Origin of the sequence: Stenotrophomonas maltophilia, assembly GCF_001274595.1 — a bacterium.
In the GTDB taxonomy this organism is placed as follows: domain Bacteria; phylum Pseudomonadota; class Gammaproteobacteria; order Xanthomonadales; family Xanthomonadaceae; genus Stenotrophomonas; species Stenotrophomonas forensis.
Genome location: NZ_CP011010.1, coordinates 1,895,470 through 1,921,006, shown reverse-complemented (window position 1 = coordinate 1,921,006; position 25,537 = coordinate 1,895,470). Strand labels below are relative to the sequence as shown.

The window sequence follows — 25,537 nt, the reverse complement described above, 5'->3', positions numbered from 1 at the left end:
CCGTCAGATGGCCACGTTCTGGAGCTTCTTGCGGCTGCCGTAGATCAGCGTCGCCAGCGCGCGCGACACGGTGATCGCGGTGAACATGGAGGCGAAAATACCGATGATCATGGTCAGCGCGAAGCCCTTCAGCGGACCGGTACCGAATGCGAACAGCGCCACACCGACGATCAGGCCGGTCAGGTTGGCGTCGAGGATGGTGCCGGAGGCACGCTCGTAACCGGTCACGATCGCGGTCTTGCCCGGCACGCCGGCACGCAGTTCTTCACGGATACGCTCGTTGATCAGCACGTTGGCGTCCACCGACAGGCCGACCGACAACGCCAGGCCGGCAAAGCCCGGCAAGGTCATGGTCGCGCCGAACATCGACATCACCGCCACCACGATCAGCAGGTTGAACAGCATCGCGATCGAGGTGATCACGCCGAACATGCGGTAGTAGATGCTGAAGAACACCAGGGTGAACAGGAACGCGAACACCACTGCGCGCATACCGTTCTTGACGTTCTCGGCGCCCAGGCTCGGGCCGACCACGCGCTCTTCGACGAAGTCCATCGGCGCCGCCAGCGAGCCGGACTTCAGCAGCTTGGCTAGGTCTTCGGCTTCCTTCTTCTGCAGGCCGGTGGTCTGGAAGTTCTTGCCGAACACGCCGTTGATGTTGGCCACCGAGATCACTTCCTCGTTGACCTTGAAGCCACGCACTTCCTGGCCGTCGACGACGGTCACGGTCGGCACGCGCTCGGTGTAGACCACCGCCATCGGCTTGTTCACGTTGGCGCTGGTGAAGTCGAACATGCGCTGGCCGCCGACATTGTTCAGCGTGACGCTGACCGCCGGCGAGCCACTGTTCGAATCGGTCACCGCCTGCGCGCCGACCATCTGGTCGCCGGTGACAATCACGCGCTTGTTCAGCAGCACCGGGCCACCGCCATCACGGCGCTGGTAGACCTTCGCTTCCGGCGGGATGCGGCCAGAGGCGATCGCGTCCTGCGCATTGCCTTCGACTACCGCACGGTATTCCAGGGTGGCGGTGGCGCCGATCATGCGCTTGGCTTCGGCGGTGTCCTGCACGCCCGGCAGCTGCACGACCACGCGGTCGGCACCCTGGCGCTGGATGATCGGCTCGGCCACGCCCAGCTGGTTCACGCGGTTGCGCAGGGTGTTGATGTTCTGCTCGATGGCACCGTTGGCGATCTGGGTGATCTCGGCCTCCGGGATGGTCACCGTGATGCGGCTGCCGCTGACGTCGTAACCGAGGGTCGGCTGAGCCTTGACCAGCGCGGTACGGGCGAGCTGTGCCGCGTCATCACCGGCCGACGGGCTCAGGTTGGCCACGATGCTGTTGTCGGCACGACGCTCCACCGACTGGTAGGCGATGCGGGCGTCACGCAGCGTGCTGCGCACGTCTTCGGTGTAGGCGTCCAGGCGCTTGTCCAGGGCGGCCTTCTGGTCGACCTGCAGCACGAAGTGCACACCGCCCTGCAGGTCCAGGCCCAGCACCATCGGGCGACCGCCGAGGTTGGCCAGCCAGTCCGGCACGGTCGAGGCCAGGTTCAGCGCCACGGTGTACTGCTCGCCGATGGTGTCACGCAGGGCGTCGCTGGCAGCGGACTGCGCCTTCAGGTCCGGCAGGCGGACGATCAGGCTCTCCCCTTCCTTCTCGGCGCCAATGGTGGTGATACCGGCCTTGTTCAGGTCGGCCAGCACGCGGTCGCGCAGCGCATCGTCGACCTGCCCGCCACGGTTGGCGGTGATCTGGATGGCCGGGTCCTTCTGGTAGATGTTGGGCAGCGCGTACAGCGCGCTGAGCGCCAGTACGATCAGGATGACGACGTACTTCCAGCGTGGAAATTCGAGCATTGCTTGGGTCCCGCGCGGCGCCATCCCCGGCGCCGCGGTTGTGCTTCGGAAAGGGAGTGGCTTACTGGGCCGACTTCAGGGTACCGGCCGGCAGCACGTTGCCGACAGCGCCCTTCTGCACGCGGATGCGCACGTTGTCAGCCACTTCGATGGTGATGAAGTTGTCGCCGATGTCGGTGACGATGCCGGCGATGCCGCCGTTGGTCAGCACTTCGTCGCCACGCTTGATCTTCTCCAGCATGGCCTTGTGCTCCTTCTGCCGCTTCATCTGCGGGCGGATCATCAGGAAGTACATGATGGCGATCAGGATGATCGGGAACAGCAGCGTGGTCAGGCCCATGCCCTGCGGTTGGCCGCCGGCGGCCTGGGCGTGGGCGGCGGGAATCAGGAAAGCAAGCAGGTTCATCGTTGGTCCTTTGGTTGGGCGGCGCTCCGGCCCTTTCACGGGCACGGCGTGTCGACCGCGGATCTGGGTCAGCCTTGAAGTATGCCACGGCCCCGGGCGTTCGTCCTTGGGCCGTTTGGCAGGGGGTGTCCGGTTACAGGGGCGGCGCGACCGCCCCCCGTGCCGCGTAGAAAGACTCACGGAAGGCCAGGAAGGTTCCCGCCTCGATCGCCGCACGGATGTCGGCCATCAGCTTTTCGTAATAGAACAGGTTGTGCAGGGTGCCCAGCATCGGCGCCAGCATCTCGTTGCAGCGGTCCAGGTGGCGCAGGTAGGAGCGGGTGTAGCCGCCGGTGCAGGCCACGCAGCCGCAGCCCGGCTCGATCGGGTCCATGTCGCGCGCGTACTGGGAGTTGCGGATGCGGACGGTACCGAACGAGGTGAAATAGTGGCCGTTGCGGGCGTTGCGGGTCGGCATCACGCAATCGAACATGTCCACGCCGCGTGCGACACCCTCGACCAGATCCTCCGGCCGGCCCACGCCCATCAGATAGCGCGGGCGGTCGCCCGGCAGTTCCGGATCCAGGTGGTCCAGCATGGCATTGCGCTCGTGCTCCGGCTCGCCCACGGCCAGGCCGCCGATGGCGTAGCCGTCGAAGCCGATCGCCTGCAGGGCTTCGGCCGAGCGGCTGCGCAGGTCGGTGTGCACGCCGCCCTGGACGATGCCGAACAGGGCCGCATCGTTGCCAAGCTCGTCATGCGCGTTGCGGCTGCGCTGGGCCCAGCGCAGGCTCAGTTCCATCGAGCGGCGGGCGACATCTTCGGTGGCCGGGTACGGGGTGCACTCGTCGAAGATCATCACCACGTCCGAATCGAGCACTTTCTGGATCTTCATGCTCTCTTCCGGGCCCAGGAACACGCGGGCACCGTCGGTCGGTGAGGCGAAGGTCACGCCCTGCTCGGTGATCTTGCGGCGATGGGCCAGCGAGAACACCTGGAAGCCGCCCGAGTCGGTCAGGATCGGGCCATTCCAGCGGCAGAAGCCGTGCAGGCCGCCGTGGTCGGCAATGATGTCCAGGCCCGGGCGCAGGTACAGGTGGAAGGTGTTGCCGAGGATGATCTCGGCACCCAGCGCGCGCACCTGGTCCGGCAGGATGCCCTTGACCGAGCCATAGGTTCCCACCGGCATGAAGGCCGGCGTTTCCACCGTGCCACGCGGGAAGGTCAGGCGGCCACGGCGGGCACGGCCGTCGCGGGTCTTGAGCTGGAACTGCAGTCGGGACATGGAGCGGTCATTCAGGCAAATAGTCGCCCATTGTCTCCCAAAACCGGGCGCCGACGAACCCGTGACCTGTCTGCGCCGTTCAGCGCCCTGCCCGCTGGCGCCAACGCTGCGCCAGCAGGTCGGCCAAGGCCTCGGCCTGGATCGAATTCAGGATGTCGTTATGGTTGGCGGAGACGCTGTCCTCGCCGGCAATCACCCATACCGGCCGCTGCTGCATCGGCACGCAGCCCTGGCCGGGTATGCTGACCGCGCGCAGCACGAAGCGGCCATCGGCCAGGGTCGCGGTACAGGTATCCGCTGGCGAGGGTCGACAGGCATCCCCTGTATTGCAGACCTTGGCACGGTGGGTCTGCCGCTGGCGGTCAAAGCCGATCGGGGTATCGCGGAAGGCGATCCGGTAGCCCCAGCCCACCGCCTTGTCGCCCTGCGCCTGCAGCACCGTGACCTTGCGATGCTGGCGCAAAGCGTCTGCTGCTGTGATCGAGACCGCGCCGCTGAACGCCGGCGATGCCGCCCACGCTGCGACCAGCGCCTGCTCGACCGCGTCGAATTCGCGTTCGGCCACCGCCGGGTTGAGCATGAAGTACTCGAAGCCGTGCAACTGCTCCTGCGCCAGTCCGTCCTTGATCGCATGGAACAACGCCGAGCCGCCAAAGCTGTGGCCGATCATGTAGACCGCACGCTCGGGGTGCTGCTCGCGCAGCATCGTCACCACCTGCGCCAGCCCACCCTCACCAACGGCTATAGACGCGTTCTTCCGGTCCCATACGGTCAGGAAGTCGCTCGGCTCCCAGGCCAGTGGGGTGTCGATGGAATCGCCCCGCCAGCCCACGTACAGCCCTCTCACCGGCGCTCCAGCCTTGGCCTCGACGCTCGCAAGGAACCGGTCAAAATCGGTGAAATTGCTGTCGTTGGGCGATGCGTTGTGGTGCCAGCCGTTGATGAATACCACCACAGGCAGGTCGGCCGGCTCCTCCGCCAGCCAGTGCTGCAGGCGGTCGAACTGGCCCGGCCAATGGAACCGCCCTGCATCATCGATCTCGATCACCATGCGCTCGCTGCGCGCCGGTGCGTCGAGTCGCACGGCCTCGTGCTCGGGCCAGTAGGCGACATCGGGCACGCTGGTACAGGACGAAAGACCGCACACGATCAGGCACAGGCCGGCAATCCGCCGCATGAGCGTTCTCCTTGGTGGGGCACAGGCCCCTCCCCGGGGCCTGCGCGCTGCGATCCTAGCCTGCGGTCACGGGCACTGGACGACCGCCTGTCGGAAGGTCCAGACTGCCGCTGCGATGTATCGAACCGGGGGGAACGATGCTGCACCCAGCACTGCGGGCCGGCTGCCTGATTCTGGCCGCTGCCCTGGCCTGCGCGCCCTGCGCGGCCTTCGAACTGCAGATGGTGACCCGTGCCCAAGCCAAGGATCTGCGCACCAGGCTGGACCAGCTTGGCGTTCGCGGCGTCTCGTTGCAGATGATCCTGGATAGCGGCTACGAGCCCGTGCACGAGCGCATCATGCTGATGTCGTACGGCTGCCCCGGCCAACCATCCTGCGCGGCCCATTCCGAGCGCGGCCATATCAGCATGGGGCTGCAATGGAACGACAATCCCCCGGATGTGCCCTCCCTTGGCGCCTGCCAGGGGAAGGTAGTGATGATGCCGCACCGGAGCGGAAACTGCTGGCTGGCTCATATGCTGAAGGCCAAGCGCAATCCCGATGCCGGTTACGGCGAAGCGTCACTGATGGCGCAGCGCTCGCACTACGGCGACATGCAGTTCCTGCATGCCATGGCGAGCGAGCCCGGTGTAGCGGCGTCGACCACGCTGGAACACATGATGGCCTGGGCCGAGTACAGCTACCGCCTTTCCCTGCGCGGAGGCCTGGAGCAGTTGGATGTGGAGGCACCGGTACGTCAGTTCGCCGGCCTGGCGCCCTGGTTCCAGGCCGAAAAGCGCCACTGGACCGGCGCCGACCTTTTCATGTTCGGCCACGAGTACGACGAACCATTGATACGCGACATGGCATTCGGCTCCCTGCTGCATCTGCTGCAGGATTCCTACTCGCAGAGTCATGTCCAGCGCGACTACGCTGCCGATGGCTTACCCATCGAACGCCTGTTGACCTATCGCGGGCAGTCCAGCCACTGCCACGCCAAGGCCGATCGCAAGGGCCCGGAGGAAAAGAAGCCGCTGGCGGCCAACCTGCGCGCGGCAATCGAGATGGGTCGCGAGCTGATCGCACTCCGCGAACGCACTGCACCGTGGACGGAGGCCGAAGGCCTGCTACGTGGCAGCGCCTTCCGCCTCGCGGCGGACGTGCAGCCAGCCGGCACCGGGGCGTTCACCAGCAAGCACTGCAAGTAGCAGGCGCGGCGCCTCAACCCGCCTGCGGGAACAGCAGCATCGCGTCGCCGTAGCTGAAGAAGCGGTAGCGCTGCTCGATCGCGTGCTGGTAGGCCTCGAACACGCGCTGCTTGCCGGCGAACGCGGAAATCATCATCAGCAGCGTGCTCTCCGGCAGGTGGAAGTTGGTCACCATCGCGTCGACGCTGCAGATGCGGTAGCCCGGGGTGATGAAGATCTGCGTCTCGCCAGCGAACGGCAGCAGCTCGCCATCGCGCATCGCGCTTTCCAGCGCCCGCACCACGGTGGTGCCGACGCCGATCACCCGGCCACCGGCCGCACGCGTGCGCCGCACCTGCTGCACCAGCTCCGCGCCGACGTTCAGCCACTCGCGGTGCATCACGTGGTCCTTCAGGTCATCGGCACGCACCGGCTGGAAGGTGCCCGCGCCCACGTGCAGGGTGACGTGGCCGAAGTCCACGCCCTTCTCCTTCAGCGCGGCCAGCAGCGGTTCGTCGAAATGCAGGCCGGCGGTCGGCGCGGCCACCGCGCCCACTTCACGCGCGAACACGGTCTGGTAGCGCTCGCGGTCGTCCACGCCCGGCTCGCGCTGGATGTACGGCGGCAACGGCAGGCGGCCGGCGTGCAGCAGCCACTGCTCCAGTGACTCGGGCACATGGAACTGCAGCACGTAGAACTCGCCGTCGCGGCCCAGCACCTCGGCTTCGCCGCCGGCATCCAGCGCGATGCGGCTGCCGGCCTTCGGCGACTTGCTGGCACCCACCTGCGCACGCGCCTGCTGGCCGCCGAGCAGGCGCTCGATCAGGATCTCCACGCGGCCACCGCTGGCCTTCTGCCCGAACAGGCGGGCCGGAATCACCCGGGTGTCGTTGAACACCAGCAGGTCGCCCGGCTGCAGCTGTGACGGCAGGTCACGCACCTGCAGGTCGGTGAAGCCTGCCGGGGCGGGTGGCACCAGCAGCAGGCGGCTGGCGGAACGTTCAGCCAGGGGCGCCTGCGCGATCAGTTCGGCCGGCAGGTCGTAGTTGAAATCGGACTTCTTCAAGGCAGTGGGCGGCAACAGGTCGACAATGGCGCGCATTGTACGTCCAGCGTCTGCGAGCCGGCGCGCTTCGCGGCGAACGTCGCGCAAAATGCTGCTATGCAGCAGGCTTTTGCGGGGTTATCGCGCAAAAAAACAAGTGCTAGCATCGAGCCGGAAGTCCGCTGCACGAGCCTGCCCCCAAGCGCGCGTGATGACGCGCGTTTTGCTTTTGAAGACCCGTGCGACCCATTGTTTCAGGAGATCTGCAATGAGCTTCATCGAACGCCTCGCCCCCCTGCGCAACCAGCCCGGCACCCGCCTCACTACTGGTCTGGACGACGCCACCCTGACCGCCCTGTCCGCCCGCCATCCGCAGCTGGTTGCCGCGGTGGAGGCTGCCGCCGAGGAATTCGCGCGCGTGCAGGCCGACCTGGGGCCGCTGCTGGCGCAGGACGAGCAGGCGCAGATCGACGCGATGCAGGACGGCTTCGTCAATTTCTACGCCGATGACGCAGTGACCCCGTATGTGGCGCTGGCCGCGCGCGGTCCTTGGGTGGTGACCCTGAAGGGTGCGGTGCTGTACGACGCCGGCGGCTACGGCATGCTCGGCTTCGGGCACACCCCGGATGCCGTGCTGGAGGCGATGGCCCGCCCGCAGGTGATGGCCAACATCATGACCCCGAGCCTGTCGCAGCAGCGTTTCATCACGGCCCTGCGCGCCGAGATCGGCCATCGCCGTGGCGGCTGCCCGTTCGCCCGGTTCATGTGCCTGAACTCCGGCTCCGAGGCGGTCGGCCTGGCGGCCCGCATCGCCGACGTCAACGCCAAGCTGCAGACCGACCCGGGCGCCCGCCACGCTGGCGCGGCAATCAAGCGCGTGGTGGTCAAGGGCAGCTTCCATGGCCGTACCGACCGCCCGGCGCTGTACTCAGATTCCAGCCGCAAGAGCTACATGCAGCACCTGGCCAGCTACCGCGGCGAAGACTCGGTGATCACCGTTGCGCCCTACGATGAGGCTGGCCTGCGCAAGGTGTTCGAAGATGCTGCGCGCAACCACTGGTTCGTCGAAGCCGTGTTCCTGGAACCGGTGATGGGCGAAGGCGACCCGGGCCGTTCGGTGCCGCCGGCGTTCTATGCGCTGGCCCGTGAACTGACCCGTGCACACGGCAGCCTGCTGCTGCTCGATTCGATCCAGGCCGGCCTGCGCGCGCATGGCGTGTTGTCGGTGGTCGACTACCCGGGCTTCGAAGGCCTGGACCCGCCGGACATGGAGACCTACTCCAAGGCCCTCAACGCTGCACAGTACCCGCTCTCGGTGCTGGCGGTGACCGAGCATGCCGCGCAGCTGTACCGCAAGGGCATCTATGGCAACACCATGACCAGCAACCCGCGTGCACTGGATGTGGCCTGCGCCACCCTCGCCCAGCTGACCCCGCAGGTGCGTGCCAACATCGCCGAACGGGGTGCCGAAGCGGTGCGCAAGCTGGAGCAGCTGAAGGGCGAACTGGGCGGGCTGATCACCAAGGTGCAGGGCACCGGCCTGCTGTTCTCCTGCGAGCTGGCCCCGCAGTTCAAGTGCTACGGCGCCAATTCCACCGAGGAATGGCTGCGCCAGCACGGCATCAACGTGATCCACGGCGGCGAGAACTCGCTGCGGTTCACCCCGCACTTCGGCATGGACAGCGAAGAGCTGGACCTGCTGGTGGGCATGGTCGGCCGCGCCCTGCGCGAAGGCCCACGCCGCGAGCAGGCCGCCGCAGCGTAAGAACGCCCAACGCGTCATACTCCATGGATACCCCGCCCGCAACCGCTGATCCGGTTGCCGGCGGGGCGTTTTCGTTTCCGGCCTAGAGACAGGAAGATCCATGAAATCGATCTGTGTGTACTGTGGTTCCAACGCGGGCAGCAAGCCGGCCTACACCGAACGCGCCATTGCCCTGGGTGACCGCATCGCCCGCGACGGCCTGCGCCTGGTGTACGGCGGCGGCAACGTCGGCCTGATGGGAACCGTGGCCAACGCCGTACTTGCCGCCGGCGGTGAAGTAACCGGCGTGATCCCGCGCCAGCTGGCCGACTGGGAAGTGGCCCATCGCGGCCTGACCGAACTGGAAATCGTCGGCTCGATGCACGAGCGCAAGTCGCGCATGTTCGACCTGGCCGATGGCTTCGTGGCCCTGCCCGGCGGCTTCGGGACAATGGAAGAAATCTTCGAGATGCTGACCTGGCGCCAGCTGGGCATCGGCAACAAGCCGTGCGCGTTCCTCGATGTGGATGGCTTCTATGCACCGCTGATCGGCATGATCGATCGCATGGTGGAGGAGCGCTTCCTGCATCCGGACCAGCGCCAGGACCTGTGGTACGGCTCGGACATCGAGGAGATGCTGACCTGGATGCAGAACTACCAGCCGGCACAGGCCTCGAAGTGGATTGACGAAAAACGCCGCGCCGCCCTGCGCTGATGCAACAGCACGCGGCGGCTCAGGCCACCGCGTGCACCCGGGGCGCAGGCCGGCCCAGCAGGTAGCCCTGGCCGTAATCACAGCCGAGTTCGCGCAGGGTCTGCCGCTGCGCCTCGGTCTCGATGCCTTCACCGATGGTCTCGATGCCCAGCGTGCGCGCCAGCGACAGCACGCCTTCAACCAGCGCGCGCGTGCTCTGCACTTCCGGGCCGTGCAGGCCGGCGATGAAACTCTGGTCGATCTTCAACGTGCTGATCGGGAAGCGGTGCAGGTAGGACAGCGCCGAGAAACCGGTACCGAAATCGTCCAGCTGCACCTGGATGCCACGCTCGCGCAGGCCCTGCAGGATGCGCAGCGTATGCGGGCCATCGTCCAGCAGCGCCACCTCGGTGATCTCCAGGCGCAGCCTGCGCGGATCGGCACCGCAGGTGTCGAGCAGGCCGAACAGGCGATCACTGAATTCCGCCGAACGGAAATGGCGCGGCGACACGTTCACCGAGACGTAGCCCTGGCCGCCCTTGCCGAGGCCGGCGATGACCTGCTCGTAGATCAGCCAGTCGACCTGTTCGATCAGCCCGCTTTCCTCACCCAGTTCCAGGAACGCACCCGGCAGCAGCAGGCCACGGCGCTCGTGCTGCCAGCGCAGCAGCGCTTCGTGCCCGACCACTTCGCCATCGGACAGGCGCACGATCGGCTGGTAGAAGGGAACGAAATCGCGGTTGTTGATCGCGCGGCGCAGATCGGCTTCCAGGTCGAGGCTGCGCATTGCCTGTTCGCGCATGTCCTCATCGAAGATCGAGCAACGATCGTGGCCCTGTGCCTTGGCCCGGTACATCGCGGCATCGGCATCGCGCAGCAGTTCTTCACCGGTGCGGTAGCGCGGGTTCCACAAGGCGATGCCCAGGCTGCCGGACGGGAACAGCTCGCGCCCGGCGATCCACATCGATTCCTGCAGCGCCAGCAGCAACCGCTGGCCGAAGTCCAATGCCTGTGCCAGGCCCTGCGGGCACTGCAGCAACACGGCAAACTCGTCGCCACCCAGCCGCGCCACCACATCCTCGGGGCCGGCCATCGACACGATGCGCTTGGCCACTTCCACCAGCATGCGGTCACCGGCCGCATGGCCGATGCTGTCGTTGACCAGCTTGAAACGGTCCAGGTCGAGGAACAGCACGGCGAACACCGGGCCGCCCTCGCGCCTGGCCAGCGCCAGCGCATCTTGCAGGCGGTCGAGCAGGTGCAACCGGTTGGGCAGGCCGGTCAACGCGTCATGCATGGCCTGATGGGTCAGGCGCTGTTCGGCACGCAGGCGCTCGCCGATCTGGCCGAGCAGTTTTTCGTTCACCTCGGCCAGTTCGCGGGTACGCTCCTCCACCCGCTTTTCCAGCTCGGCATGCGCCGAGCGCAGCCGCTGCTGGTCTCGCTGGCGGGCCAGGCCGGTGCCGATGTTCTGCGCGACGAAGGTCAGCAGGCGCTGGTCGTGCACGCTGAACGTGCTGTTCTCGCTGTAGCTCTGCACCACGATCGCGCCGACCACTTCATCGTCGCGCAGCAGGGGCACGCCCAGCCAGCAATGCGAGCGGGCGCCGGATTCGCGCACTTCGCCGGTGGCCAGCAGCGCGTCGATCTGCGCACGCGAGGCCAGCAGCGGGCGCCGGTTGCGCACCACGTACTCGGTCAGGCCGCGGCTGAACGGCCGTGGCGCACGACTGGCATTGTGCTCGTCCACCGAATAGACGAAATCCAGTCCATTGCCCGCCGGGTTGACCAGTGCGATGTAGAAGTTGCGCGCATCAAGCAGGCGCCCGACCACGCCATGCACCTGCCCGTAGAACTGGGCCAGGCTGTCGGCCGACATCGCCATCTCGGCAATGTTGTACAGCGCGGTCTGCAGCTGTTCGGCGCGACGGCGCTCGGTCACTTCATCCTGCAGGCTGTGGTTGGCGCGCTGCAGTTCCTGCGTGCGCCTTTCCACCTGCTGCTCCAGCCGTACCTGCGCCTGGCGCCGGTCCATGGCGGTCTGCACGTGCTGGGCCACGAACCCCAGCAGGGCCCGCTCGGCCTCACCATAGCGGGCAGCCTGTTCATAGCTCTGCACCACGATGGCGCCGCATACGCGGCCATCGCGCAGCATCGGCACGCCCAGCCAGTCCAGGCTTTCCGGCCCGCGCTGGGGGTCGTGCTCCTGCTCCATCACCCGCGCCAGCAGTTCGCGCGACGGGCCACTGAGCGGCCTGCCATGGCGCAGCAGCGCTACGGTCAGACTGCGAGGCATCTCGCTGGCGGCGTGGCTCTGCGATGGATCGGCAACGAAATCATCCACCTGGTCGGCGAAGTACAGGAAGCGGATCTGGTCCCGCACATCGTCGTACTCGACGATGTAGCAGTTCTCCGCGTACATCAGCGTGCCCAGCACGCCGTGCACGTGGCGCAGCATCTCGCCCATCTCAAGGTCGGCACCGGCCAGGTCGGCGATCTGGAACAACGCCTGCTGCAGGCGCTCGGCCTCTTCCAGCGCCTTGATCTGCCCGGCCTGGCGGCCACGCTGCAGGGCCAGTTCCATCGCCTGCCGGGCCAGCCCCCACCACGCGGACGAGGGCGCCGCGCCGGCCACCGACAGCAGCAGCCGCGCACCGTCGTACTCCCAGCCGTGCTGGCCATCGCCGATGCCAGGTTCCCCGGAGGCGCACCCCGTCACCGCCAGCAAGGGCCATCCGCCCTGGCCACAGCCCAGCTGCGGGTCATCCCAGCCCACGCGGACCACCGCCGATTCCGGCAACAGCGCATGCAGCGCGCGCACCAGCGCCGTGCTCAGCACGACCTCGTGTGGTGGCTCTTCCGCCGGTTCAGCATACGTGGACAAATGACAATCTCTTGGCGCCGTCTGTGCGTCGCCTCCCCTGAGCCGTCGAGCATAGCGCGCCACCCGGGGGGCAATGGAAGCCCGCAAACCCCGAATCGTGCGCCCGTACGTTTTTCCTGCTGTCCGTAGCCCCTTGCGCGCCATGAACCCTGCCCTGCCCGCCCTCGCCACCGGCTATGCGCCATCGCCTGCAGGCCTTACCCTGTACGCCGTGGAAGCCAGCGCATTGCCAACCGATGAAGCCTTGATGCTGGCCTGGGCCGGTGGCGACCTGCGCGCGTTCGAAAGCCTGTATGCGCGCCATCGCAAGCGGCTGTTCGGCTTCCTGCTGCGGCAACTGCGCGACAACGCGCTGGCCGAGGAGATCTTCCAGGACGTCTGGCAGCGGGTGATCAGCGCCCGCGCCGGCTGGCAGCCCGAGGCGGCATTCAGCACCTGGCTGTTCCGCATCGCCCATAACCGCTTGAACGATCACTGGCGTGCCGCCCGCCATCGTCCCTCCGCACCGGCCGACGCCGACCTGCGCCTGGCCGCCATCGAGGATGGGCAGACCCCGGAAGCCGAACTTTCCGAATTCGAACAACGTCGCCGCATCCAACTGGCGATGGAACAACTGCCGCCCGAGCAGCGCGAAGTGCTGCAGCTGCGGCTGGATCAGGAACTGAGCCTGGAGGAGATCGGCCAGATCACCGGCGTAGGCCGGGAAACAGTGAAATCGCGGCTGCGCTATGCGATGGACAAGCTGCGTGCGGGATTGAACGCATGAACCGAGACGAACCGCTGACGCCGGAAGAACGCGAGCTGGCCCGCCTGCTCGGCCGTCGCGCCGAACAGGCGCCGCCGGCCGCGCTCGACGCCGCCATCCTGGCCGCGGCGCGCGCCGCCGTGGACGCACCGGCCGCCGCAACCGCCGCCTCCCCGGAAGCACCCCGCGCACGGCGCTCACGCTCGCGCTGGCCGGCCGTGTTCGGTATCGCCGCCTCGATGGTGTTCGCCATCGGCATCGCCTGGCAACTGCGCCCGGAACCACCGCCGGTCCCGGCAGGTGAAGCAGCCGTCGCTGCAGCACCTGCTGCTGCCGAGATCGCAGCCGACGCGCCGCCTGCTGCAGGCGGCGCCGCGGACCGTACGGCGGCAGCCGCAGAACCGGCTGCACCGCCGGCAACGCCCGAGGCTGCTCCGATGGCTGCTCCGATGGCCACCCCCACGCCCGCACCGGCTTCCGCCGAGCGTGCACCCGCAGTGGCGGCAGCACCCCAGCCTGCACCCGTGGACGCACCGGCACGCGCCGCGCGCTCAAGGGCGGCAGAGGCCGCCGCCGATACGCCTTTTGCCACACCGTCAGCCGCACCAGCAGCGGCTCCGCCTGCGCCACCGGCCCCGGCAGCCTACTCGGCACCTGCTCCGGCATTCGCGCCCGCTCCGGCAGCGGCGCTCAAGGCACGCACGGCCGAAGCGGCCATGGACAACGCCGCAGCCAACGCCGAGCCGGCGCAGGCACTGGATCGGGTACAGATCACCTCGATGAAGCGCGAGGCCGCCAGCCGTTCCGCGGCGGGCGTCATGCGCCGCAGCAGCGATGCCAGCCTGAGTGCCGATGCGGTGCAGGCAGAAGTCGGCGCCGACGCGCGCCTGCCACGCCGGCAGTGGCTGGAAAAAATCCGTGAGCGCCGCGATGCGGGCCAGCGCGACCTTGCCCGCGCCAGCCTGGAACGCTACATCGAGCAGTATCCAGAATCGCGCCTGCCGCGCGACCTTCGCCCGTTGCTGGACGACTGAGACCCACGGAGGTCGGGCGCAACACCGTAGAATGGTGGAGATGCCCGATACCCTCGCCCAGCCGGTCAGTCACACGCTGGAAGTCAAACACAGCCGCTTCATTGCCCATGCCACGCCGATTGATGGCGCCGCGGCGGCGATGGCGTTCCTGCAGCAGGTTGCAGTGGCCGATGCCACGCACAACTGCTGGGCTTACCGCCATGGGCAGGACTACCGCTCCAGCGACGATGGCGAGCCCGCAGGCACCGCCGGGCGGCCGATCCTGGCCGCCATCGATGGCCAGGGTTTCGACCGGGTGATGGTGGTGGTGACGCGCTGGTTCGGCGGCATCAAGCTCGGTGCCGGCGGCCTGGTCCGCGCCTACGGCGGTGCCGCCGCCGAGTGCCTGCGCACCGCGCCACGCCTGCCGCTGGTCACCATGGCCCGCCTGCAGCTGCTGGCCGGCTTCGAGGACCTGGGCAGCCTGCATGCCACCCTTCCCGCCTTTGGTGCCGGGAAGCGTGATGAACAGTTCGATGCCAATGGCGTGTGCCTGCGGATCGAATTGCCTGCCGATCAGGTCGACGCATTGAAAATCCGCCTGCGCGACGCCACCCGTGACCGTATCCGCATAGAAGACGACGACCAGGATGACTGACAAGGACGACGCCCCCGCTTCGACCCCGCCGCTGCGCCGCCTTGGCAGCCTGCGCACGCTATGGCCGTTCGTGCGCCGCCACAGCGGCCTGTTCACGGCCTGGCTGCTGGCCCTGGCTGTCTCTTCGGCCGCCACGCTGAGCCTGCCACCGGCCGTGAAGCAGATGATCGACCACGGCTTCAGCAGCGGCGGCCAGATCAACCGTGCCTTCGCCCTGCTGATGCTGGTGGCGGTGGTGATGGCGCTGGGCACCGCCGCGCGCTTCTACTTCGTGTCGCTGCTGGGCGAAAAGGTCGTCGCCGACCTGCGCAGCCAGCTGTACGCGCACCTGATCCAGCTGGGCGCCGGCTTCCACGATCGCAGCCGCAGCGGTGAGCTGGTCTCGCGGCTGACCGCCGACACCGAACTGCTGCGCAGCGTGGTCGGTTCGACGATGTCGGTCGCCCTGCGCAGCAGCGTGACCGTGGTCGGCAGCCTGGCGATGCTGTTCGTCACCAGCCCGAGGCTGGCAGCGTGGTCGCTGCTCGGCATCCCGCTGGCGGTGCTGCCGATCATCATCGGCGCGCGCAAGCTGCGCACCGTCGCGCGCAACAGCCAGGACCGCATCGCCGATGCCAACAGCCTGGCCAGCGAGACCCTCGGTGCGGTGCGTACGGTGCAGGCCCATGCCCGTGAGCCATACGAACGCGGCCGCTTCGACCACGCGCTTGGCGACGCGATCAAGGCCGCGCGCCGCCGCATCGGTGCGCAGTCGCTGGTCACCGCCAGCGCCATCCTGCTGGTGTTCGGCGCCATCGTGGGGGTGCTCTGGCTGGGCGCTCACGACGTGATCGACGGGCGCCTGAGCGCCGGCACGCTGGGCCAGTTCGTGCTGTACGCGCTGATCGGCGGCGGCTCGGTCGGCGCGCTGGCCGAAGTCTGGAACGAGCTGCAGCGGGCGGCCGGTGGCATGGGCCGCATCGGTGAACTGCTGCAGGAAGACATCGAGATCCGTGCGCCGGCACAGCCGCACGCACTGCCGCAGCCGCTGCGTGGCGAAATCCAGTTCGACGATGTGGTGTTCCATTACCCGCAGCGGCCGGACCAGGCCGCGCTGGATCATTTCACCCTGCACGTGCGGCCCGGCGAAACCGTGGCCCTGGTCGGCCCGTCCGGCGCCGGCAAGAGCACGGTGCTGTCGATGCTGCTGCGTTTCCACGATCCGGCCAGCGGCCGCATCTGCGTGGATGGCGTCGACGTGCGCCAGGCCGACCCTGCCGAACTGCGCGCGCAGCTGGCACTGGTACCGCAGCAGCCGACGTTGTTCGCGGCCAGTGCGCGCGAGAACATCCGCTATGGCCGTCTGCAGGCCAGCGACGACGAGGTCGAGCAGGCCGCACGCGCGGCCGAGGCCGATGGCTTCCTGCGTGCGTTGCCGCAGGGCTACGAAAGTGAACTGGGTGAGCGCGGCGCCCGCCTCTCCGGCGGCCAGCAGCAGCGCGTGGCGATTGCCCGTGCGCTGCTGAAGGACGCACCGATCCTGCTGCTGGACGAAGCCACCAGCGCGCTGGACGCGCAGAGCGAGTACAGCGTGCAGCAGGCGCTGGAGCGGCTGATGGCCGGCCGCACGACGCTGGTGATCGCCCACCGCCTGGCCACCGTGCTCAAGGCCGACCGCATCGTGGTGATGGACCAGGGCCGTATCGTGGCCGAGGGCACGCACGCACAGTTGCTGGCCGAAGGCGGTCTGTACGCTGAACTGGCTAGGCTGCAGTTCATCGATTGATGACGGTCGCCTAACATCGGCCGGACCAAGCTGGCGACCAAAAGCAGCGTTCGCAGTCCGTAGAAGGAGGTGCACGATGTCGTTCCGTCAGTTTCCCGCCGTCGACAGCAATGGCGAAAGCCACATCATCATCGAGTTCAAGCCCGAGGCGAATGGCAGCGGGCACCACTCCGAGGCCACGCCGCGCTACGAGCTGGATGATGGCCGCCAGCTGGTGCGCAACGGCCGCGAGTTCACCACCAGCGGCGGCGAGCTGCGGCTGACGATCTGAGGTTTGCCGGGCATGGCCCGGCGCCACCGGATTCCGCATCGCCCCGCTCTGGGGATTCCGCATCGCCCCGCTCTGGTAGGTGTCGACCTTGGTCGACACGCTTTCTGCCAAGGGCGGTCGAGCATCGCTCGACCATACAAGAGGCGTGGCCAATTTATCGCCAGGCATCTTGACAGCCTTGCGGACCAAGGCCTGCGCACGGTTATCCACACGTTTGCGCAGAAATCATCCACACTGCCTGTGGATGAATTCAGCCCAGCACCCGGCCGATGCCGCTGGCGTCCACCTCGGCCGCCGCCGCTGCGATCGCTGCCGGGTCGCTACCCGCCACGAACCCGATACGGAAATGCACTTCGCCGCCTGGCGTGCGCGAGGAGTGGATCGAGGCCAGGCTGATGCGGTGCTGCTCGAACACATTCAGCAGCTCACGCAGCGAACCGGGCCGGTCTTCTGGTAGATGCACCGACAGCGCATTGCGCTCGGTCAGGTCCGCCAGCAGGTAGCCCACCCGCTCGAAGGTGTAGTTGCCGTCAGACAGTGCCTGCTCGCCGAAGGCGCTGCGGTTGGCCGACAACAGCTGCTCACGGAATGCGCCGCGTGCGCCGTCGTCGCCCTGCCCGACCTGTGCCTGCAGGGACTGCAACTGGCCGATCAGCCGCTCCAGCATCGGCGCCACGTACGGGTTGCCGAACTGGATATCTTCGTAGATGGCCGGATTCAACGACAGGATGCGCGAAATGATCGCGGTATCCAGCTCGAACGACGCCGAACGATACGGCATCATCGCGGCCAGATCGCCCAGCTGCGGCTGGTACTGGCGCAGCACGCCAGCCTGGGCCAGGTGGCTGGCATGCACCATCGCCTGTACCAGCGCCATCATCTGGTCGTGGTGCTGCGGGGTGGCGCGCACGCACTCGGCCTGCAGCGCCGCGCACAACGCGTCGACCCACGGCTGCCAGTGCTGCAGCCGCGCTTCGCACACCACCATCACCCGGCCTTTCAGCGTCGGTGCCTTGGGCGGCGCGGTCATCGGATGCAGGCCGACCACTTCAGCCTGCGAGGCCAGCATCGCCTGCACCGGCGCTTCCTTCACCGACGTCACGTCCAGCCACAGGCGGTCCTGCTCGCGCCCCGCCGACTGCTGCACGTACTGGGCAATCAGCGCAGGCGTGTGCCGGATCGGTGCCGAGAACACCAGCACGTCAGCCTGCGCCAGCAGCTGCTCCGGCGTGTGCGAGGCCGGGTCCGCTGGATCATGGCCGATCACCTGCAGCTGCATGTGCTGCTGGAAGAAGCGGCTCAGCCAGCGCCCGTAGGCGCCGGCGCTGCCGACGATACCGACCGTGCGCGGCGTGCGTTTGTGCAGATCGCTCATGCCACGCGTTCGGCGCGGAAGCGCGTGCCTTCGGCCAGTGCGGCAGGCGCCGCGGCGATCACGTCGAACTCTTCGAAGCCGTTGTCCAGGGTCGCCTCCAGCGCTGCATGGGTACCGGCAATGGCGCGCGAGATCGCCTGCTGCATCGATTCGCCGCGCAGCAGGAACGACACCACCAGTGACATCAGCACATCGCCGGTGCCGGCCACATCCACCGGCAGCAACGGCGAGGTCCAGCGCCAGGTTTCCCCGCGACCGACCGCCAGGGTCACCAGCTCGCCGGGGTTTCCACCGACGCTGTGCGCGATCACCCATTGCGGACCACGGTCGAGCAACGTACGGGCGGCGGCGATGGCATCGGCCTCCGCCAACGCCGGCATGCCGGTGAGGCGGTTCAGTTCGAATGCATTCGGCGTGACCAGCCAGGCATGCGGCAGCAGGCGCTCGGCGAAGATCGCTTCCAGGCCAGGCTCGACATAGGGCCCGGTATGGGTATCGCCGATCACCGGGTCGAGGCAGTAGCGCAGCTGTGGGCAGGCCGGCAGGATCTCGTCCAGCCAGTCGGCGAACGCGGCACCGTTGGCGGTACTGCCGAAGTAGCCGGACACCAGCATCCTGGCCCGCTGCGGCAGGCCGCGTTCGTAGGTACCGAGCAGCAGGTCGGCGAACCAGTCGGCGGGCAGCACGCGGCCGCGGGTGGTGTCGTAGAACGGCGCGTTGCTGAGCAGCACGGTCGGGATTTCCGCCACGCGAACGCCGAGCGCGCGCATCGGCGGAACGGCGGCGCTGTTGCCGGCGTGGCCGTAGACAAGTTGCGACTGGACCGAGATGACATCGATCGGCGATGGGCCGTCGGGCCGCTGGCGGCGGCCGTGGACCAGGTGGTTGTCAAGGGATTCGCTCATGCCAGCATTCTACGCCCGGTGGAGGGTTCGGCAGGGCTGCGCCCTGCACCTGCCGAAGCAACAGCAACGGCAACGTCAAAAGCTCGCATTCCCTGGGATGGAGGGGCGGTGTCGGAGTGCGGGGACGCCGTGAACCCATCCATGGGGGCTTGGCAGCCGCATCCATGCGGCTGACACCCCGCACTCCGACACCGCCCCACCTCTGACAGATTCCGTGTGCTGTTGGTAGGTGTCGACCTTGGTCGGCACATCTGTGTGACATCGAATGAATTCATCCGTGTCGACCAAGGTCGACACCTACCAGAGCAAAACGCCGCTCTGCCAGATCGCGGAAAACTGTCGAAGGCGGGGTAGGTCCGGTTGAGGGGGTGTGAGCGGCATGGATGCCGCGACCAAGCCTACATGGACGTATTTACGGCGTCCCCCTCAACCGGACCCACCCCGCCAACCCTCAGGAAACCAGCTTCGGCTGTTGCTTCGGCTTTAAGCAGGTGCAGGGCTGCAAGCCCTGCAAAGCAAAACCCCTCAGTGAGCAGCAGGCCGCGACGGCGGCAGCCACGCAGCCACGATGCCCAGCAGCGGCAGGAACGCGGTCAGCTGGTAGACGTACTCGATGCTGGTCTTGTCTGCCAGCAGGCCGAGCACGGCCGCGCCCAATCCGCCCATGCCGAACGCGAAGCCGAAGAACAGGCCCGACACCATGCCGATGCGGTGCGGCATCATCTCCTGCGCGTAGACCACGATCGCCGAGAACGCCGAGGACAGCACGAAGCCGATCAGCACCGCCAGCACCGTCGTCCAGAACAGATCCGCATGCGGCAACATCAGCGCGAACGGCGCCACACCCAGGATCGACGTCCAGATGATCGGCTTGCGACCGATGCGATCACCCAGCGGGCCACCCAGGAAACCACCTGCGGCTGACGCCACCAGGAATGCGAACAGGTGCAGCTGCGCCTGCGCCACCGGAATGCCGAAGTGGTGGATCAGGTAGAAAGTGAAGTAGCTGCCGATGCTGGCCATGTAGAAGTACTTGCTGAAGATCAGCACCAGCAGGATCGCCAGCACCTTGGCCACGGTGCGCGGCGGATGCCGAGGCGCCATCGACGCGGTGCTGGCCGGACGCGGCGTGCCCAGGTGCAGCGCATACCAGCGGCCGACATAGGTCAGCAGCGCGATGCCGATCAGGGCCGCACCGGCGAACCACGAGGCGGCGTGCTGGCCATACGGCACGATCACCGCAGCGGCGATCAGCGGGCCGAGCGCGGTACCGAAATTGCCGCCGACCTGGAACACCGACTGCGCGAAGCCATGACGGCCGCCCGAGGCCAGCCGCGCGATGCGAGAGGCCTCGGGGTGGAAGATCGCCGAACCGATGCCGACCATCGCGGCGGCCAGCAGCACCACGGCGTAGCTCGACGCGAAGCCGAGCAGCAGCATGCCGCACAGGGTCGAGGCCATGCCGATCGGCAGCGAGTACGGCGCCGGGCGCCGGTCGGTGGCCATGCCGACCAACGGCTGGAAGATCGAGGCGGTGAGCTGGTAGGTCAGCGTGATCAGGCCGATCTGGGTGAAGCTGAGATTGAAGCCGCCCTTGATCACCGGATAGATGGCCAGGATCAGCGACTGCATCATGTCGTTGACGACATGCGAGGTGGAAATGGCAGCCAGCACACCGGGAGCCACCGGGCGTGAGGTCGTTGCGGGAGAAGCCAGGGCGGACATGGACGCAGTCAGGTTGGGGGCGAGCCACGCATGCTACGGTTGCCCTCCCCTCCCTTCTGCCGCGTTCGGGTCATGGCCTATCGCAAAAAGGACATTGCCAGCGACGTCGATCCGGCGGCGCCCTGGCGCGACGTCCCCCAGCATCGCCCGGTCACCTATCGGGTCACCCAGTACCCGGCCGGTACCCACATCGCAGGCCACAAGCACCAGCGCCACCAGCTGGTCTATGCCATCTCGGGGCTGATGGTGGTGCGCTCGGAAGTGGGCCGCTGGGTGGTGCCCTCGACCCGTGCGATCTGGATGCCGGCCGGCATGGTGCACGCGGTCGACTGCATCGCCGCCGTGCACATGCGCAGCCTGTACATCGACCCGTTGTTCGCGCCGCAGTTGCCGGCCGAACCGTTCGCGGTACAGGTGGCACCCCTGCTGCGCGAGCTGCTGCAGGCTGCCACGCTGATCAAGGGCGAGCACATCGAAGACAGCCGAGATGGCCGCGTGGTGCGCCTGCTGCTGGACGAACTGCATCGCATGGACGTGCTGCCACTGCATCTGCCCGCCGCGACCGACCCGCGCCTGCAGCGGATCTGCCAGCACATCCAGAAGCACCTTGGCGATGACGCCACGCTGCAGGACTGGGCGCAGGCACTGGAGGTGGACGTGAAGACCATCCAGCGCCATTTTGCCAGCGAACTGGGCATGACCTTCGGGCAATGGCGGCAGCAGGCGCGGCTTCTGGCCGCCCTGGAGCGACTGGCGGTCGGCGACAAGGTCATCGATGTGGCGCTGGCGATGGGCTACGACAGCCCGAGCGCGTTCACCAGCATGTTCAAGCGGCAGCTGGGGCAGACGCCGGCGGCGTTTTTCCGTTGACCGCATACGACAACGCCGGGCTTGGCCCGGCGCTTTCGTTCAACTTTTCCGTTGAAAAACTCAGGACGTCATGCGGTCCCAGAAGCCCTTCACGCCATCCATGAAGGTGGCCGACTTCGGCGAGTGCTTGCGTGCTTCCTCGCCGACGAAGGTGGCTTCGAACTGCTCCAGCAGCTTGCGCTGTTCGTTGGTGAGGTTGACCGGGGTCTCCACCACCACGCGGCAGTACAGATCGCCCTCGCTGCGGCTGCGCACCGAACGCACGCCCTTGCCGCGCAGACGGAACAGCTTGCCGGTCTGGGTCTCGGCCGGGATGCGGATCTCCGCCTCACCCCCCAGGGTGGCCACGCGCACGGTGTCGCCCAATGCGGCCTGCGAGATGCGGATCGGCACTTCGCAGTGCAGGTCGTCGCCATCGCGCTGGAAGATGGCATGCTCGCGCACGCGCACTTCCACGTACAGGTCACCCGGCGGGGTACCGGCCGGACCGGCCTCGCCCTCACCCTGCAGGCGGATGCGGTCGCCGGTATCGACGCCGGCCGGCACCTTCACCGACAGCACCTTGTCTTCCTCGACACGGCCGTTGCCGTGGCATGTCTTGCAGGGCTTGGCGATGATCTGGCCGCGGCCGCCGCAGTTGTGGCAGGCCTGCTGCATGGCGAAGATGCCGCGCTGGATGCGCACCTGGCCGCGGCCATGGCACACATTGCAGGTCTCGACCTTGCCGTCTTCGGAGCCACTGCCATCGCAGTCGCCGCATTCGGCCAGGGTCGGAATCTCGATGCGGCGCTCAACGCCACGCACCGCTTCTTCCAGGTCCAGCTCCATCACGTAGCCGATGTCGGCGCCGCGACGGGCCTGGCGCGGGCCACCGCCTGCTCCACCAAAGATGTTGCCGAAGATATCGCCGAAGATATCGTTCATGTCCGGGCCGCCCGGACCGCCACCACCGCCCATGCCGTGCTCGAACGCAGCGTGGCCGTGGCTGTCGTACATGCGGCGCTTGTTGCCGTCGGACAGCACTTCGTAGGCTTCCTTGCACTCCTTGAAGGAGGCTTCGGCCGCCGCATCACCCGGGTTGCGGTCCGGGTGGAACTTCATCGCGCAGCGACGGTAGGCCTTCTTCAGCTCGTCGTCGGTGGCGGTGCGGGCAACGCCCAGCACTTCGTAGTAATCGCGCTTGCTCATATCGTGAATCTGGTTCCGGAAAGTCGGGATTCGTCAAAGCGGAAGAGCGGAACCAGGTCCGCTCTTGCGTCGGGCGCCCCGACACGCCGGTGGCGGCCAGGACCCTGATGCGACAACGGGACGCTGCCAGGCAGCGTCCCGCGTCGGTCCGGATCAGGACTTCTTGTCGTCCTTGACTTCGGTGAACTCGGCATCGACCACATCGTCGTTGCCCTTGCCAGCGTTGCCGGCGTCGGCACCCGGGGCGGCACCGCCCTGGTCGGCCGAAGCCGCGGCGAACAGCGACTGGCCGGCTTCTTCCAGCACCTTCGACTTGGCTTCGATCTGCGCCTTGTCGTCACCCTTCATCGCGGTTTCCAGGTCGGCCAGGGCCGCCTCGACCTTGCCGATCACTTCGCCGCCGACCTTGCTGCCGTGCTCGGTGATCGCGCTGCGGGTGCCGTGGATCAGGGCATCGGCCTGGTTGCGGGCCTGCACCAGCTCCTGGAACTTCTTGTCTTCCTCGCGGTTGGCTTCCGCGTCGGCGACCATGCGTGCGATCTCTTCCTCGGACAGGCCCGAACCGGCCTTGATCTCGACCTTCTGTTCCTTGTTGGTCTTCTTGTCCTTGGCCGACACGTGCAGGATGCCGTTGGCGTCGATGTCGAAGGACACTTCCACCTGCGGCAGGCCGCGCGGGGCCGGCTCGATGCCGGACAGGTCGAACTTGGCCAGCGACTTGTTGAAGCGGGCCTGTTCGCGCTCACCCTGCAGCACGTGCACGGTCACGGCCGACTGGTTGTCCTCGGCGGTGGAGAACACCTGCGAGGCCTTGGTCGGAATGGTGGTGTTCTTCTCGATGATCTTGGTGAACACGCCACCCATGGTCTCGATGCCCAGCGACAGCGGGGTCACGTCCAGCAGCAGCACGTCCTTGACGTCGCCGCCGAGCACGCCGCCCTGGATCGCCGCACCCAGTGCCACGGCTTCGTCCGGGTTGACGTCCTTGCGCGGTTCCTTGCCGAAGAACTCGGTCACCGCCTGCTGCACCTTCGGCATGCGGGTCTGGCCACCGACCAGGATCACTTCGCTGATGTCGCTCGAACGCAGGCCGGCATCGTTCAGGGCGACGCGGCACGGCTCGATCGACTTCTTGATCAGGTCTTCCACCAGCGCTTCCAGCTTGGCGCGGGTCAGCTTGATGTTCAGGTGCTTCGGGCCCGAGGCGTCGGCGGTGACGTACGGCAGGTTCACTTCGGTCTGCTGGGCGCTGGACAGCTCGATCTTGGCACGCTCGGCGGCGTCCTTCAGGCGCTGCAGGGCCAGCGGGTCCTTGCGCAGGTCGATGCCCTGGTCCTTGTTGAATTCTTCAACCAGGTACTCGATGACGCGGTTGTCGAAATCTTCGCCGCCCAGGAAGGTGTCGCCGTTGGTGGCCAGCACTTCGAACTGCTTCTCACCGTCGACGTTGGCGATCTCGATCACCGAGACGTCGAAGGTACCGCCGCCCAGGTCGTACACCACGATCTTGCGATCCTTGTTGTCGCCCTTGTCCAGGCCATAGGCCAGCGCGGCCGCGGTCGGCTCGTTGATGATGCGCTTGACGTCCAGGCCGGCGATGCGGCCGGCGTCCTTGGTCGCCTGGCGCTGGCTGTCGTTGAAGTAGGCCGGCACGGTGATGACCGCTTCGGTGACCTTCTCACCGAGGAAGTCCTCGGCGGTCTTCTTCATCTTTTCCAGCACCTTGGCCGAGATTTCCTGCGGCGCCATCTTCTTGCCGTCGCTGGTCGACACCCAGGCGTCGCCATTGTCATGGGCCAGGATGCCGTACGGGACGTGCGCGATGTCCTTCTGCACTTCGGCGTCGGTGAACTTGCGGCCGATCAGGCGCTTCACCGCGTAGAAGGTGTTCTTCGGGTTGGTCACGGCCTGGCGCTTGGCCGAGGCGCCGACCAGGACTTCGCCGTCCTTGGTGTAGGCGACGATCGACGGGGTGGTGCGATCGCCTTCCGAATTCTCGATGACGCGGGCCTTGCCGCCGTCCATGATCGCCACGCACGAGTTGGTGGTGCCGAGGTCGATACCAATGATCTTGCCCATGGGGGAGACTCCTGAGGATGCTTGTTGGGGTCAGTCCGGCCGTTCGGCCGGTGGATGAATACGATGTGGGGGAGGCTCGTGGAACATTCAAGCCATCTCCCGAACGCTGTGTTCAGCGCCTGGAAAACGTTGCCGGGCAAGGCCCGGCGCTGCCGTCAGTCGGCGGCCACCACCACCAGCGCCGGCCGCAGCAGACGCTCGTTGAGCAGGTAGCCCTTCTGGAACACGGTCACCACGGTGCCGGGGGCGGCGCCCGGGGTCGGCACCTGGCTGATGGCCTGGTGGTGTTCCGGGTTGAACGGCTGGCCGGTCGGGTCCAGCAGGACCAGGCCGTTGTCGGCGGCGACCTTCAGCAGCTGCTTGTAGGTCAGCTCCAGGCCCTCGCGCAGCGGGTGCGGATCATCGCCGGCGGCCTTGAGGCCGGCATCCAGGCTGTCGAATACCGGCAGCAGCTCGCCCAGCAGCTTCTCGTTGGCGAACTTGCGGGCCTGCTCGATGTCACGGGCGACGCGCTTGCGCTGGTTCTCCAGGTCGGCGCGCTCACGCAGCGCATCGGCCCTGACCTGTTCAACTTCGGCGCGCAGGCGCTCCAGTTCGTCGTTGACGCCGGCGGTGGCGGCCGCATCGGCGGCGGTCTGCTGGGATTCGATATCTGGATGTTCGTGGTTCATGTCTGGGTCCCTGGCGGTCAATCTCCGCCTCC

21 protein-coding genes are annotated in these 25,537 nt (G+C 67.3%); 9 read left to right on the top strand and 12 right to left on the bottom strand.

The window, feature by feature from the left end; translation table 11 throughout:
* Positions 1-3 precede the first annotated feature (3 nt).
* The 4 genes from secD to VN11_RS09025 form a co-directional block, all read right to left on the bottom strand.
* Complete coding sequence (secD, locus tag VN11_RS09040; RefSeq protein WP_053449502.1) at positions 4-1,860, bottom strand: protein translocase subunit SecD; 1,857 nt, start codon at positions 1,858-1,860, stop codon at positions 4-6.
* Between the two features lie 61 nt (positions 1,861-1,921).
* On the bottom strand, positions 1,922-2,266 hold the full coding sequence (gene yajC, locus VN11_RS09035) for a preprotein translocase subunit YajC (RefSeq protein WP_006434333.1): 345 nt from the start codon (positions 2,264-2,266) through the stop codon (positions 1,922-1,924).
* 133 nt (positions 2,267-2,399) lie between these two features.
* Positions 2,400-3,530 (bottom strand): tRNA guanosine(34) transglycosylase Tgt, encoded by a 1,131-nt coding sequence (gene tgt / locus VN11_RS09030; protein ID WP_053449501.1) that lies wholly within the window; start codon positions 3,528-3,530, stop codon positions 2,400-2,402.
* 79 nt (positions 3,531-3,609) lie between these two features.
* Positions 3,610-4,707: an alpha/beta hydrolase gene (locus VN11_RS09025; RefSeq protein WP_053449500.1), complete on the bottom strand. Its 1,098-nt coding sequence runs from the start codon at positions 4,705-4,707 to the stop codon at positions 3,610-3,612.
* Between the two features lie 137 nt (positions 4,708-4,844).
* Here VN11_RS09025 and VN11_RS09020 point away from each other — a divergent pair, with 137 nt between their 5' ends.
* Positions 4,845-5,894: a hypothetical protein gene (locus VN11_RS09020; RefSeq protein ID WP_053449499.1), complete on the top strand. Its 1,050-nt coding sequence runs from the start codon at positions 4,845-4,847 to the stop codon at positions 5,892-5,894.
* 13 nt (positions 5,895-5,907) lie between these two features.
* Here VN11_RS09020 and queA read toward each other — a convergent pair whose 3' ends face one another.
* Entirely contained in the window at positions 5,908-6,975 is a 1,068-nt protein-coding gene (gene queA, locus VN11_RS09015) for a tRNA preQ1(34) S-adenosylmethionine ribosyltransferase-isomerase QueA (RefSeq protein ID WP_053449498.1), read from the bottom strand.
* A 211-nt stretch (positions 6,976-7,186) separates the two neighbouring features.
* Here queA and VN11_RS09010 point away from each other — a divergent pair, with 211 nt between their 5' ends.
* Entirely contained in the window at positions 7,187-8,683 is a 1,497-nt protein-coding gene (locus VN11_RS09010) for an aminotransferase class III-fold pyridoxal phosphate-dependent enzyme (RefSeq protein ID WP_053449497.1), read from the top strand.
* Positions 8,684-8,783: 100 nt separating this feature from the next.
* A complete protein-coding gene (locus VN11_RS09005; RefSeq protein WP_006434211.1) occupies positions 8,784-9,377 on the top strand; it encodes a TIGR00730 family Rossman fold protein in 594 nt (197 codons plus the stop codon).
* A 19-nt stretch (positions 9,378-9,396) separates the two neighbouring features.
* Here VN11_RS09005 and VN11_RS09000 read toward each other — a convergent pair whose 3' ends face one another.
* A complete protein-coding gene (locus VN11_RS09000) occupies positions 9,397-12,240 on the bottom strand; it encodes a bifunctional diguanylate cyclase/phosphodiesterase (RefSeq protein ID WP_053449496.1) in 2,844 nt (947 codons plus the stop codon).
* A gap of 247 nt (positions 12,241-12,487) precedes the next feature.
* Between VN11_RS09000 and VN11_RS08995 the strand changes: the two genes are divergently transcribed.
* From VN11_RS08995 to VN11_RS08975, 5 genes are all read left to right on the top strand, one after another.
* Positions 12,488-13,006, top strand: a complete 519-nt coding sequence (locus VN11_RS08995; RefSeq protein WP_232281436.1) for an RNA polymerase sigma factor — start codon at positions 12,488-12,490, stop codon at positions 13,004-13,006.
* Positions 13,003-14,019: a hypothetical protein gene (locus VN11_RS08990; RefSeq protein WP_053449495.1), complete on the top strand. Its 1,017-nt coding sequence runs from the start codon at positions 13,003-13,005 to the stop codon at positions 14,017-14,019. Before VN11_RS08995 ends, VN11_RS08990 begins: the two co-directional genes overlap by 4 nt.
* 40 nt (positions 14,020-14,059) lie before the next feature.
* Positions 14,060-14,656 carry an IMPACT family protein gene (locus VN11_RS08985; protein WP_053451288.1) on the top strand — a complete coding sequence of 199 codons (597 nt, stop codon included), beginning with the start codon at positions 14,060-14,062 and terminating at the stop codon, positions 14,654-14,656.
* Positions 14,649-16,421 carry an ABC transporter transmembrane domain-containing protein gene (locus tag VN11_RS08980; RefSeq protein ID WP_053449494.1) on the top strand — a complete coding sequence of 591 codons (1,773 nt, stop codon included), beginning with the start codon at positions 14,649-14,651 and terminating at the stop codon, positions 16,419-16,421. The genes VN11_RS08985 and VN11_RS08980 overlap by 8 nt, the downstream gene beginning before the upstream one ends.
* A gap of 76 nt (positions 16,422-16,497) precedes the next feature.
* On the top strand, positions 16,498-16,692 hold the full coding sequence (locus VN11_RS08975) for a hypothetical protein (RefSeq protein WP_005416191.1): 195 nt from the start codon (positions 16,498-16,500) through the stop codon (positions 16,690-16,692).
* A gap of 250 nt (positions 16,693-16,942) precedes the next feature.
* Here VN11_RS08975 and VN11_RS08970 read toward each other — a convergent pair whose 3' ends face one another.
* The 3 genes from VN11_RS08970 to VN11_RS08960 all read right to left on the bottom strand — a co-directional run bounded on the left by VN11_RS08970 (position 16,943) and on the right by VN11_RS08960 (position 20,697).
* On the bottom strand, positions 16,943-18,067 hold the full coding sequence (locus tag VN11_RS08970) for a prephenate dehydrogenase (protein ID WP_053449493.1): 1,125 nt from the start codon (positions 18,065-18,067) through the stop codon (positions 16,943-16,945).
* The gene (gene pdxY / locus VN11_RS08965) at positions 18,064-18,972 is read right to left on the bottom strand and encodes a pyridoxal kinase (RefSeq protein WP_053449492.1); all 909 of its coding nucleotides are present in this window, start codon (positions 18,970-18,972) and stop codon (positions 18,064-18,066) included. Before pdxY ends, VN11_RS08970 begins: the two co-directional genes overlap by 4 nt.
* A gap of 525 nt (positions 18,973-19,497) precedes the next feature.
* Positions 19,498-20,697, bottom strand: a complete 1,200-nt coding sequence (locus VN11_RS08960; protein WP_053449491.1) for an MFS transporter — start codon at positions 20,695-20,697, stop codon at positions 19,498-19,500.
* Positions 20,698-20,769: 72 nt separating this feature from the next.
* Between VN11_RS08960 and VN11_RS08955 the strand changes: the two genes are divergently transcribed.
* Complete coding sequence (locus VN11_RS08955; protein WP_053449490.1) at positions 20,770-21,567, top strand: AraC family transcriptional regulator; 798 nt, start codon at positions 20,770-20,772, stop codon at positions 21,565-21,567.
* 60 nt (positions 21,568-21,627) lie between these two features.
* On the opposite strand, the gene dnaJ is transcribed toward VN11_RS08955, so the two are convergent.
* The 3 genes from dnaJ to grpE all read right to left on the bottom strand — a co-directional run bounded on the left by dnaJ (position 21,628) and on the right by grpE (position 25,505).
* Complete coding sequence (gene dnaJ / locus VN11_RS08950; RefSeq protein WP_006434177.1) at positions 21,628-22,755, bottom strand: molecular chaperone DnaJ; 1,128 nt, start codon at positions 22,753-22,755, stop codon at positions 21,628-21,630.
* 153 nt (positions 22,756-22,908) lie between these two features.
* Positions 22,909-24,834, bottom strand: a complete 1,926-nt coding sequence (gene dnaK / locus VN11_RS08945) for a molecular chaperone DnaK (RefSeq protein ID WP_006434175.1) — start codon at positions 24,832-24,834, stop codon at positions 22,909-22,911.
* Between the two features lie 155 nt (positions 24,835-24,989).
* Positions 24,990-25,505: a nucleotide exchange factor GrpE gene (grpE, locus tag VN11_RS08940; protein WP_006434173.1), complete on the bottom strand. Its 516-nt coding sequence runs from the start codon at positions 25,503-25,505 to the stop codon at positions 24,990-24,992.
* Between the last annotated feature and the right edge of the window lie 32 nt (positions 25,506-25,537).

Excerpts from the sequence above, each read along its gene's own strand:
- secD (WP_053449502.1), bottom strand. The coding sequence starts at position 1,860 with ATGCTCGAATTTCCACGCTGGAAGTACGTCGTCATCCTGATCGTACTG.
- yajC (WP_006434333.1), bottom strand. The coding sequence starts at position 2,266 with ATGAACCTGCTTGCTTTCCTGATTCCCGCCGCCCACGCCCAGGCCGCC.
- tgt (WP_053449501.1), bottom strand. The coding sequence starts at position 3,530 with ATGTCCCGACTGCAGTTCCAGCTCAAGACCCGCGACGGCCGTGCCCGC.
- VN11_RS09025 (WP_053449500.1), bottom strand. The coding sequence starts at position 4,707 with ATGCGGCGGATTGCCGGCCTGTGCCTGATCGTGTGCGGTCTTTCGTCC.
- VN11_RS09020 (WP_053449499.1), top strand. The coding sequence starts at position 4,845 with ATGCTGCACCCAGCACTGCGGGCCGGCTGCCTGATTCTGGCCGCTGCC.
- queA (WP_053449498.1), bottom strand. The coding sequence starts at position 6,975 with ATGCGCGCCATTGTCGACCTGTTGCCGCCCACTGCCTTGAAGAAGTCC.
- VN11_RS09010 (WP_053449497.1), top strand. The coding sequence starts at position 7,187 with ATGAGCTTCATCGAACGCCTCGCCCCCCTGCGCAACCAGCCCGGCACC.
- VN11_RS09005 (WP_006434211.1), top strand. The coding sequence starts at position 8,784 with ATGAAATCGATCTGTGTGTACTGTGGTTCCAACGCGGGCAGCAAGCCG.
- VN11_RS08995 (WP_232281436.1), top strand. The coding sequence starts at position 12,488 with ATGCTGGCCTGGGCCGGTGGCGACCTGCGCGCGTTCGAAAGCCTGTAT.
- VN11_RS08990 (WP_053449495.1), top strand. The coding sequence starts at position 13,003 with ATGAACCGAGACGAACCGCTGACGCCGGAAGAACGCGAGCTGGCCCGC.
- VN11_RS08985 (WP_053451288.1), top strand. The coding sequence starts at position 14,060 with ATGCCCGATACCCTCGCCCAGCCGGTCAGTCACACGCTGGAAGTCAAA.
- VN11_RS08980 (WP_053449494.1), top strand. The coding sequence starts at position 14,649 with ATGACTGACAAGGACGACGCCCCCGCTTCGACCCCGCCGCTGCGCCGC.
- VN11_RS08975 (WP_005416191.1), top strand. The coding sequence starts at position 16,498 with ATGTCGTTCCGTCAGTTTCCCGCCGTCGACAGCAATGGCGAAAGCCAC.
- VN11_RS08970 (WP_053449493.1), bottom strand. The coding sequence starts at position 18,067 with ATGAGCGATCTGCACAAACGCACGCCGCGCACGGTCGGTATCGTCGGC.
- pdxY (WP_053449492.1), bottom strand. The coding sequence starts at position 18,972 with ATGAGCGAATCCCTTGACAACCACCTGGTCCACGGCCGCCGCCAGCGG.
- VN11_RS08960 (WP_053449491.1), bottom strand. The coding sequence starts at position 20,697 with ATGTCCGCCCTGGCTTCTCCCGCAACGACCTCACGCCCGGTGGCTCCC.
- VN11_RS08955 (WP_053449490.1), top strand. The coding sequence starts at position 20,770 with ATGGCCTATCGCAAAAAGGACATTGCCAGCGACGTCGATCCGGCGGCG.
- dnaJ (WP_006434177.1), bottom strand. The coding sequence starts at position 22,755 with ATGAGCAAGCGCGATTACTACGAAGTGCTGGGCGTTGCCCGCACCGCC.
- dnaK (WP_006434175.1), bottom strand. The coding sequence starts at position 24,834 with ATGGGCAAGATCATTGGTATCGACCTCGGCACCACCAACTCGTGCGTG.
- grpE (WP_006434173.1), bottom strand. The coding sequence starts at position 25,505 with ATGAACCACGAACATCCAGATATCGAATCCCAGCAGACCGCCGCCGAT.